This window comes from Endozoicomonas sp. SESOKO3 (assembly GCF_024606255.1).
Genome location: NZ_JAHHPR010000618.1, coordinates 1 through 10,313, shown reverse-complemented (window position 1 = coordinate 10,313; position 10,313 = coordinate 1). Strand labels below are relative to the sequence as shown.

At 49.0% G+C, this 10,313-nt stretch carries 11 protein-coding genes; 3 read left to right on the top strand and 8 right to left on the bottom strand.

Annotation, left to right across the window (positions count from 1 at the left end; genetic code table 11):
* On the top strand, positions 1-703 hold a 703-nt coding region (locus KDK18_RS10910), incomplete at its 5' end, for an amino acid ABC transporter ATP-binding protein (protein ID WP_257254930.1).
* Between the two features lie 55 nt (positions 704-758).
* On the opposite strand, the gene KDK18_RS10905 is transcribed toward KDK18_RS10910, so the two are convergent.
* Positions 759-1,481 carry a riboflavin synthase subunit alpha gene (locus KDK18_RS10905; protein WP_257254929.1) on the bottom strand — a complete coding sequence of 241 codons (723 nt, stop codon included), beginning with the start codon at positions 1,479-1,481 and terminating at the stop codon, positions 759-761.
* A gap of 254 nt (positions 1,482-1,735) precedes the next feature.
* Here KDK18_RS10905 and uvrA point away from each other — a divergent pair, with 254 nt between their 5' ends.
* Positions 1,736-4,558: an excinuclease ABC subunit UvrA gene (uvrA, locus tag KDK18_RS10900; RefSeq protein ID WP_257254928.1), complete on the top strand. Its 2,823-nt coding sequence runs from the start codon at positions 1,736-1,738 to the stop codon at positions 4,556-4,558.
* Between the two features lie 234 nt (positions 4,559-4,792).
* On the top strand, positions 4,793-5,236 hold the full coding sequence (locus KDK18_RS10895) for a polymer-forming cytoskeletal protein (protein WP_257254927.1): 444 nt from the start codon (positions 4,793-4,795) through the stop codon (positions 5,234-5,236).
* A 242-nt stretch (positions 5,237-5,478) separates the two neighbouring features.
* On the opposite strand, the gene KDK18_RS10890 is transcribed toward KDK18_RS10895, so the two are convergent.
* The 7 genes from KDK18_RS10890 to rpmJ all read right to left on the bottom strand — a co-directional run.
* Entirely contained in the window at positions 5,479-6,777 is a 1,299-nt protein-coding gene (locus KDK18_RS10890; RefSeq protein ID WP_257254926.1) for an amino acid permease, read from the bottom strand.
* A 177-nt stretch (positions 6,778-6,954) separates the two neighbouring features.
* Entirely contained in the window at positions 6,955-7,341 is a 387-nt protein-coding gene (gene rplQ / locus KDK18_RS10885) for a 50S ribosomal protein L17 (RefSeq protein ID WP_257254925.1), read from the bottom strand.
* Positions 7,342-7,414: 73 nt separating this feature from the next.
* Positions 7,415-8,416 (bottom strand): DNA-directed RNA polymerase subunit alpha, encoded by a 1,002-nt coding sequence (locus KDK18_RS10880; RefSeq protein ID WP_257254924.1) that lies wholly within the window; start codon positions 8,414-8,416, stop codon positions 7,415-7,417.
* Between the two features lie 31 nt (positions 8,417-8,447).
* A complete protein-coding gene (gene rpsD, locus KDK18_RS10875) occupies positions 8,448-9,068 on the bottom strand; it encodes a 30S ribosomal protein S4 (protein WP_257254923.1) in 621 nt (206 codons plus the stop codon).
* Between the two features lie 16 nt (positions 9,069-9,084).
* Positions 9,085-9,474, bottom strand: a complete 390-nt coding sequence (gene rpsK, locus KDK18_RS10870; protein WP_034841784.1) for a 30S ribosomal protein S11 — start codon at positions 9,472-9,474, stop codon at positions 9,085-9,087.
* Between the two features lie 52 nt (positions 9,475-9,526).
* The gene (gene rpsM / locus KDK18_RS10865; protein WP_257254922.1) at positions 9,527-9,883 is read right to left on the bottom strand and encodes a 30S ribosomal protein S13; all 357 of its coding nucleotides are present in this window, start codon (positions 9,881-9,883) and stop codon (positions 9,527-9,529) included.
* Between the two features lie 382 nt (positions 9,884-10,265).
* The coding region (rpmJ, locus tag KDK18_RS14760) for a 50S ribosomal protein L36 (RefSeq protein WP_373691170.1) at positions 10,266-10,313 on the bottom strand (48 nt) is incomplete at its 5' end.

Below are 10,313 nucleotides of genomic sequence, written 5' to 3'. Positions count from 1 at the left end.
GCTCAGAGACATTAATCTCACGATCAAAAAGGGAGACGTTGTCAGTATCCTGGGCTCTTCCGGCTCAGGTAAGTCCACTTTGCTCCGTTGTATGAACTGGCTTGAACAACCAGAACGGGGCAGCATCCATTTAGGTGATGAACGTATTGGTATCAATCCTGCTACCAGAAAACCACTAAAATACAAAGAGCTCGCCAAGATTCGCGAGCGTATCGGCATGGTATTTCAAAGCTTCAACCTCTGGCCCCATCTCACTGTGCTCAGGAATGTAATGGAAGCCCTGTTGCACGTTAAGAAGATGCCAAAAGTTGAGGCGGAAAAGATTGCCAGAGCGCAATTAGAAAAGGTTGGTATGTCTCATAAACTCGACAGCTACCCAAGCATGTTATCGGGCGGTCAAAAACAGAGGGTCGCTATCGCCCGCGCCCTGGCTATGGAGCCAGAGGTGTTACTGTTTGATGAACCCACCTCAGCCCTTGACCCTGAACTGGTTGATGAGGTTCTGACCGTAATGCAGTCCTTATCAAAAGAGGGTTACACCATGGTGGTGGTAACACACGAAATGGAGTTTGCCAGAAACGTCTCAAGCCAGGTGGTGTTCCTGGAAAAAGGCATCCTGATTGAAAAATGCCCACCAGAAAAGTTCTTCACTCATCCGGATTCACCTCGGGTAAGACAGTTTTTGAAGCTGGATGGTGCCTGACTTCAAAATCAAAACTGGAAACATAAAGCTCTGGATTGCAGGGCTTTTAGCCGTTTTACTGAGTGTTTTTCTTTTCAGGCAACGCAAAACTGCTGGTCAGCGACTCTGCTAAGTTAATATTTTTTTCTTCCATAAGTGCTTCCAGCAGAGGATAAAGAGCACCCAGTTGCTTTTCGAGCGTGTCTCTAATGGTGTCGACGATCACCTGCGTGCCTCGCTCAATTTCAATGTTGGCCCAATCACCTGCTTTTTTATCACTAAATGTTGTGACTCTTCGGGTCTCGGGAATCAACCAGACTTCAAAACAATCGTTCTTCTTGTCGACATCAGATAAAGTTAAGCTGCAACCATTAATCGCTATATACCCCTTAGGGAAAATGTATTGTCCCCACTCATGGTCGTAGACAAACCGCACCCGACAGTTGCCCTCGATTTCTTCTAGTGCAAGAATTTGGGCCCGGAAGTCGATGTGTCCGGATAAAGGGTGTCCGCCAATTTCTGCTCCGTCGATGGCTGCGCGTTCAACATTCACGCTCTGGCCACTGACATAACCCCCTAATGTCGTTACCTGCAAGCTTTGTAAAATGACATCAAATCTGGCCCGAGTCGGGCTGACAATGTCTGTTACCGTCAGGCAAACACCGTCAACCGCAACACTGGCTCCTATATTCAACCCCTGACAAAAGTTTTCTGGAAACTCAATGTCAAAGGTTCTGATACTATCGTGATCATCCACACGGTCAATCTTTGCCGTACCTTGAACAATGCCTGTAAACATTCTATTAGCTCCATCACTTTTGATTCACCAGCAGGGTATACGTATAGGACTGTTAGCAGGATCTTCGACAGTATTTCTTAGGGCGTTCAATAAATACTGTAATCCAATGTCTGCACCAAAAATATTACACGACTACTGCTTAAAGTACTTTAATTCTCTCCAGCTTGCTGTCGGACAGCTATTAACATGGGTTTGCGGAAGCAAAGTCTATATAATTGCTCCTTTGCCTGACAGATGGTACTGAGGGACTGGCTTTGGACACGATCACCGTACGGGGTGCAAGAACCCATAACCTGAAGAACATCGATCTGGATATGCCCCGGGACAGCCTGATTGTCATTACCGGTCTGTCCGGATCAGGAAAGTCGTCACTGGCCTTCGATACCCTTTACGCCGAGGGTCAGCGCCGCTATGTGGAATCGCTGTCAGCCTATGCACGCCAGTTTCTCTCGATGATGGAAAAGCCGGATGTCGACCACATTGAAGGTTTGTCACCCGCCATCTCCATTGAACAAAAGTCCACCAGTCATAACCCACGCTCAACCGTTGGCACCATCACTGAAATATACGACTACCTGCGTTTATTGTTTGCCAGAACCGGCACACCCCGATGCCCTGAGCATCACTTACCGCTGGAAGCCCAGACTGTCAGCCAGATGGTGGACCAGGTACTGGCGTTGCCAGAGGGTACTAAACTGATGCTGCTGGCCCCCGTAGTCAGGGATCGAAAAGGTGAACACCTCCATGTTTTCAGTGAACTGAGGGCCCAGGGTTTTATTCGCGCCCGGATTGATGGCATTGTCACCGACCTCGACAATCCACCCGAGCTGGACAAGAAGAAAAAACACACCATTGAAGTAGTGGTTGATCGCTTCAAGGTGAGAGAAGACCTGCAGTTGCGTCTGGCAGAATCTTTTGAAACAGCTCTGGAGCTCACCGACGGGCTTGCAGCGGTCAGCTTTATGGACGGTGAGCAGCATGACATTGTTTATTCTGCCCGCTTTGCCTGCCCGTCCTGTGGCTATAGCATCAATGAACTGGAGCCTCGCATGTTCTCGTTCAACAACCCGGCGGGAGCCTGCCCCAGTTGTGATGGGCTGGGGGTCAAGCAGTTTTTTGATGAAGATCGTATTGTCCAGCACCCGGAGTTAACCCTGGCAGAAGGCGCTATTCGTGGCTGGGATCGCCGCAGCGTCTATTACTTTCACCTGTTGAAGTCGCTGGCTGCTCACTTCGGCTTTGACATTGATACCGCTTTTGATGATCTTACTGCGGAACAACAGACCATTATTCTTCATGGCTCCGGCGAAGAGCAGATTGATTTTAGTTACGTCAACGATCGGGGCGATGTTTACAAAAAGCGCCATCGCTTTGAAGGCATCATCCCCAACTTTGAACGCCGCTTCCGGGAGACAGAATCCCAGTCTGTGCGTGAAGAGCTTTCCAAGTACCTCAGCACACAGCACTGTCCAGGTTGTAAAGGCACTCGTCTTCGCCAGGAATCAAGACATGTCTTTATCGAAGATGAAACACTGCCCGATTTGGTGAGACTCCCGGTAGAACGTGCACTTGCATATTTCGAACAACTTAGTTTGCCCGGTCAGAAAGGGGAGATTGCTGAAAAAATCCTGAAAGAGATCTGCGATCGTCTAAGCTTCCTGGTGAATGTGGGCCTTAACTACCTGACACTTGATCGAAGTGCGGATACCCTGTCCGGGGGTGAAGCCCAGCGGATTCGACTGGCCAGTCAGATTGGTGCTGGTCTGGTGGGTGTTATGTATATTCTGGACGAGCCGAGTATTGGATTGCACCAGCGGGATAACGAACGCCTTTTGAATACACTGACCCGTCTTCGCGATCTGGGCAATACGGTGATTGTCGTAGAACATGACGAAGACGCTATTCGAACTGCCGACCACGTTATCGATATCGGTCCGGGTGCCGGGGTTCATGGCGGTGAAATTATTGCCCAAGGCACGCCTGCCCAAATTATGGATCATGAAAAGTCAGTCACCGGCCAGTACCTGAATGGCACGAAAGCCATTGCGATTCCTGAAAAACGTACAAGAGCGGATAAAAATAAGCGGATTAAACTCACGGGCTGCTCCGGCAATAACCTGAAGAATGTCACACTGGAAATCCCGGTGGGGCTGATGACCTGTGTCACCGGCGTTTCCGGTTCAGGAAAGTCTACCCTCATCAACAATACCTTGTACCCTATTGCTGCCCAAGTCCTGAATAGTGCCACCACTTTAACAGCATCAAAACACAAGAAGATCAGCGGCCTGAATCACTTCGACAAATGCATTGATATTGATCAAAGCCCTATTGGTCGCACGCCAAGATCCAATCCTGCAACCTACACAGGCATTTTTACCGCCATTCGTGAACTGTTTGCCGGAACCCAGGAAGCCCGCTCCCGTGGCTATAAACCCGGTCGTTTCAGCTTTAACGTTAAGGGTGGTCGATGTGAAGCCTGTCAGGGCGACGGTGTCATTAAGGTAGAGATGCATTTTCTGCCGGATATTTACGTACCCTGTGACGTCTGCAAGGGCAAACGATACAACCGTGAAACCCTGGACGTTAAATACAAGGGCAAGAATATTCATGAAGTCCTGGAGATGACCGTCGAAGAAGCTCTGGAATACTTTGAACCCATTCCTGCCGTTAAACGCAAACTGCAAACCCTTATGGATGTTGGTCTGTCGTATATCCATCTGGGGCAGAACGCTACCACGCTCTCCGGAGGTGAGGCACAACGGGTGAAGCTGGCTAAGGAACTTTCCAAGCGGGATACCGGAAAAACCCTTTATATTCTTGATGAACCCACCACAGGGCTGCACTTCCACGATATTGAACAGCTACTGGCAGTTCTGCACAGGCTACGAGATCGCGGTAATACCGTGGTAGTGATTGAGCACAATCTGGATGTGATCAAAACAGCAGACTGGATCGTTGATCTGGGACCCGAGGGAGGTGACGGCGGGGGCCAAATCATTGCCGGGGGTCCACCTGAAGTGGTGGCCGAAAGCACAGCCTCCCATACCGGCCGCTTCCTGAAGCCGATGCTAAAGTAAACTGATCCATAACCCGGCTCTGAGATGCAAACAGAGCCCACCCTATACAGCCAGTGCCAGGGCGCTCATTAGTTGCTTTTATGCATTGAAGCTGACAGCTCAATGGAGGATGATTCTTCCCTTGAAATTGCACCTTGAGAAAGGGGTCTGACCCACTGTATTCAGTCAACAGGACGCATACCACTTTTTCTTTCGCTCTAGGTATCTCGGCTTAAGCACTTTAAGGAGTCCACTATGTGGGGCAAGAACAGCTCAGAAAACAGTTTGATCAGCAGCACCAGAAATGATGACACTATCACGCTGATTGCTGCAGGCACTGAAGTTGAAGGCGATATCCGTTTCCGTGGCACCGTTCATGTTGAAGGTAAAATCAAGGGCAATGTCAGTTCCAATGATGGCAAACTGCAGCTGATCGCCGGCAGCCGTGTAGAAGGCAATATGACTGCTGCCCATATAGTCATCAATGGTCGTGTCACTGGCGACGTTTTCGCCACTGACAAGCTGGAGCTTTCAGCCGATGCCCATGTAGAAGGCAACGTATATTACGATGTGATGGAAATCGCGGCCGGGGCTGCCATCAATGGCAAGATGGAGCGTATGCACAAAAGCGGAGAACTGTTGCTCAATACCTCTGAGGAGGAGGAAGAAGCCAAGATCAAGCAACTCGAGTCTACCTGATCCTCTGAGAGGAAACTCGAGGCCATTTTTATGGAAATACACTTACTCAAAAAGCAAAACATTGATCCAGATCAATTCCTGGATAGGCGTAAATACTTATAGTACAAACCACAGGAGTGAGAGCAAATAGACAATAAGAACAATTTCACAATAAAAAATAATACATGGAACCAAGAATAAAAATCATAACACCTTGATGTAACCAGACCATAAAAAGCCAGATTCGATAAGGGTCTGGCTTTTTATTTTATTATCTGTGAAACCAGAAACCCTGCCAGCACAATTACACCAAAAATCACCACCAAAAAATCGTTCCCGGGGTTTCGGTACCGTCTGAGTACATTGGACTTATAAAGCCCTACGACCGGAACAAAGAAAAGGATAATCGCCATCATGGGAGCCACTATGGCATCCATGATCAACAGAATACTCCAGTCACCGACGCCGGCAATCCAGCATCCCAGGGCTACCAGAAAAAGACTCAAGCCCCTGGAGCTGCCAGAAGGAAGCGTCAACTCACTGGGCCTGAGCTTCTCTAACCCCACACTGAACAAGCTATCAATGACTTCAATAGTGCCAAGAAAGAAACCAAAGAAAGAGGTTAAAATCGCCACAAAGGCGATAACAGGTGCCAGACTCGAGAAAATAAAGTTGCCAGGTTGATTAGCCAGGATGGAGAGAGTCGGGAGATTTTGAGCTTTCGCAAGCTCTATCTGTTCTGGCGTCAGAGCCAATATACATGAAAGTACAAAAAATAATGTAATAAGCAGTAAAAGCAGAGAACTTTTGAAGTGAATCTGGTCGGTCTTGGCGATGCACTGGTGAAGCTCAGGGATTTGACGCCGGTATGATTGAGCAAAGGATGAACAAACAGGTGCATGATAGAAAGAAAACACCAGCACAGGCAAAGTCAGAAGAAAGGTTGTTACGATGTCCGTCATAGGTACTTCCTGTCGGAGAAAATCCATTCGCCACTGAGGGATCAAATACAAACCTATACACAACAATGTGAGTGCCAGAGGAAACACCAGACTGCTGATAAGTGTCAAAAGCTTCTGCTCTGAACCACAAAAAAGGGAAATCATGCCAACGACCAGCAAAAACACGAGCAAAGGTCTGTTTACTTCACCCGCCCATTCAAGCTGATTGATCAGAAAGCTCTCGGTAACGTTTGAAATGCCAATCGTGTAGAGCAGTAAAACAGGAAACATCGACAAAAAGCAGATCAGCATCAACCACTGGCCGACTTTATTGCCAAATCTCTCTCTTACAACACTGCTGATATCACTATCAGGTTTTCGGGAAGACAAAAAGAATCGGGTTAACCCTCTATGGGTAAGAAATATCATGGGGCCACTGACCAGAGCCATGAACAGAAGAGGCCATATACCACCACTGCCTGCCGCTATGGGAAGGTAAAGAAGCCCTGCACCAATACCTGTACCTACGTGACTGAACATCCAGCCTGTATCCCTGGCAGTCCATTCTGATTTGGAGTATTTTCCGATAGAACGTTTGACTTCAACACCCTGATTTGACATAGACCCTCGAACAGCAGAACAGCAATGCTTATGCAGTATAGACAGTGGAAAGACGGTTCGAGTTCCCCTGTCATTGTCAGCTGGGTCAATTCAGGAAAGGCTTCACTTGCCTGACTGAGTTTCAAGTTTCAAAAAAAACCGGACACAAGGTCCGGTTTTTCTTTGAAAGAGTAAAACTTACTCTTCAGTAGCTTCCGCTTCAGCCACTGGACGATCCAGCAACTCAACAATAGCCATAGGCGCATTGTCACCCTTACGGAATCCGCACTTCAGGATACGGATATAACCGCCCGGGCGCTCTTTGAAACGAGGGCCCAGTTCGGAGAACAGCTTACCAACAGTCTCTTTGTTACGGAGACGATCAAACGCCAGACGACGGTTGGCTACGCTGTCTTCCTTGGCCAGGGTGATCAGCGGTTCAGCAACACGGCGCAGCTCTTTAGCTTTCGGCAGTGTCGTTTTGATTACTTCATGCTCTACCAGGGAAGCAGTCATGTTCTTGAACATCGCCTTGCGATGTGAACTGTTCCGGTTGAGCTTGCGGCCACTCTTACGATGACGCATGGCACAAACTTCCTCATTCTACCATCTGCCCTGCACCCACTCTGTTGGAGTGAGTGAAAAAGCCAATGGCTGCTTAAGCAGAAATCTTGTCGTCGCCCTTCAGGCTGGCCGGTGGCCAGTTGTCGAGACGCATACCCAGGCTCAGACCACGGGAGGCCAGAACGTCCTTGATCTCGGTCAGGGACTTCTTACCCAGGTTCGGGGTCTTGAGCAGTTCAACCTCAGTGCGCTGAATCAGGTCACCAATGTAGTAGATGTTTTCTGCCTTCAGGCAGTTAGCACTACGTACGGTCAGTTCGAGATCATCCACAGGGCGCAGCAGAATAGGATCAACTTCATCCTCTTCCTTAACTGGCTCTGGTTCAGGCTCGCCTTCCAAATCAACGAATACAGCCAGCTGCTGTTGCAGAATGGTTGCAGCACGACGGATAGCTTCATCCGGGTCCAGAGTACCGTCGGTTTCCAGATCAAGAACCAGCTTGTCCAGATCGGTACGCTGCTCAACACGAGCGCTTTCAACGACATAGGAGACGCGGTAAACAGGGCTATAGGTGGCATCCAGTTGCAGACGGCCAATAGCACGAGTCTCTTCTTCATCCTGATGACGGCTGTCAGCAGACTCATAACCGCGGCCACGCGCTATTCTTAGCTGCATGTTCAAGTCGCCTTTCTCATTCAGATTGGCGATCACATGATCCGGGTTTACGATTTCAACATCGTGGTCCAACTGGATATCCGCAGCAGTCACAGGGCCGGAACCTTTTTTGGTCAGACTCAGTGTTGCTTCGTCACGGCCGGTCATGCGAATGGCAAGACCTTTGAGGTTCAGCAGGATGTCAATAACATCTTCCTGAACACCTTCAATCGCACTGTATTCATGCTGTACACCATCAATCTCAACTTCAGTCACGGCACAGCCGGGCATGGAAGAAAGAAGGATACGACGCAAAGCATTGCCCAAGGTATGTCCAAAACCACGCTCAAGCGGTTCCAGAGTTACCTTAGCGCGCGTCAGGCTAATTTCCTCGACATCAATGTGTCTAGGAGTAAGAAATTCAGTAACCGAATTCTGCATGGATGTTACACCCCACCTAACTGTCTATCCCTTACTTGGAGTACAGCTCGACGATCAAGTTTTCGTTGATGTCGGCTGACAGGTCACTCCGCTCGGGCAGCACCTTGAAGGTACCTTCCTTTTTGCTGGCATCAACTTCAACCCAGGTAGAAAACCCACGCTGAGCGGCCAGTTCAAGGGCTGCATTAATACGCAGCTGGTTTTTAGCCTTTTCGCGGATGGCGACAACATCGCCAGGCTGAACCTGATAGGAAGGAATGTTTACTGTCTTTCCATTTACCAGGATGGCTTTGTGGCTTACCAGCTGACGTGCTTCGGCACGGGTGGAACCGAATCCCATGCGGTAAACTACATTATCAAGGCGAGACTCAAGCAGTTGCAAGAGGTTTGCACCAGTTGCACCTTTCTTGCGATCAGCGGCCTTATAGTAGTTACGGAACTGCTTCTCCAGTACGCCATAGATACGACGAACTTTCTGCTTTTCACGAAGCTGTACACCGTAGTCAGAAAGACGGCCACGACGCTGACCGTGCTGACCTGGAGCTATTTCTGCTTTGCACTTTGACTCGAGTGCACGGACGCCGCTCTTCAGAAAAAGATCAGTGCCTTCACGACGAGACAGTTTGCACTTTGGACCAATATATCTAGCCATTTATACCGACTCCTGCTTATACACGACGCTTTTTAGGCGGACGACAACCGTTGTGGGGGATCGGGGTAACATCAGTGATGTTAGTGATCTTGTAACCACAAGCGTTCAATGCGCGTACAGCGGATTCGCGGCCAGGACCAGGTCCTTTCACGCAGACATCCAGATTCTTCAGACCGTATTCAGCGGCAGCCTGACCTGCACGCTCGGCAGCAACCTGGGCTGCAAACGGCGTGCTCTTACGAGAACCACGAAAACCGGAACCGCCGGCTGTGGCCCAGGCCAGAGCATTGCCCTGACGATCGGTAATAGTCACGATAGTGTTGTTAAAAGAAGCGTGGATGTGAGCTACTCCGTCAACAACCTGCTTTTTAACCTTCTTACGTGAACGAGTACCTGGCTTTGCCATATCAGAATAAATCCTGTTTCATAAGAACGGTATTACCATTCTTAATTGATACTTACTTACGAATAGGCTTGCGAGGACCCTTACGGGTGCGAGCATTCGTCTTGGAACGCTGACCACGAACCGGCAGACTGCGACGGTGGCGGATACCACGGTAGCAACCCAGATCCATGAGGCGTTTAATGTTCATGCTGATTTCACGACGCAGATCACCTTCAACATCCAGCTTGGCGATTTCGCCACGCAGGGATTCCAGTTGATCTTCGCTCAGATCAGCGATTTTGGCTTCTGGCTTAACGCCAGTGGATTCGCACAGCTTTTTGGCTGTGGTCTTGCCGATGCCGAATATGTAGGTCAACGAGATAACAGCATGTTTGTTATCCGGAATGTTGACGCCAGCAATACGGGCCATTCAATCGTCTCCGTTTGTTTTCTCCGTGAGTTCATCCTTGTCTTTAAAGACAGGGACATTTTGAGTTCACGGTTATTTTCGCCTGTAGACTTACTTGACCAACTTTACAGCCAGCCATGCGACATTTATCGACTTCGCAATCTATAGGCAGATAACACGGACCGGAGCAGCACCTGAAGATACTGTTGAGAATGCGACGAAGCACGCCCATCCAGTCCATTGTTAGATGCTTACACAACTAACAGGTCGAAAGGCGGAAATTTTAATCCCACCTACGACAAAATACAACCGCTCATGATGCTCATGAGCGGTTGTATTTATCTGTAGCCTTGTGAGGTCAGACCATAACAGCCCGGGCTAACCCGAAAGACCTCATACACAATCAGCCTTGACGCTGTTTGTGTCGCGGCTCAACGCAGATCACACGAAC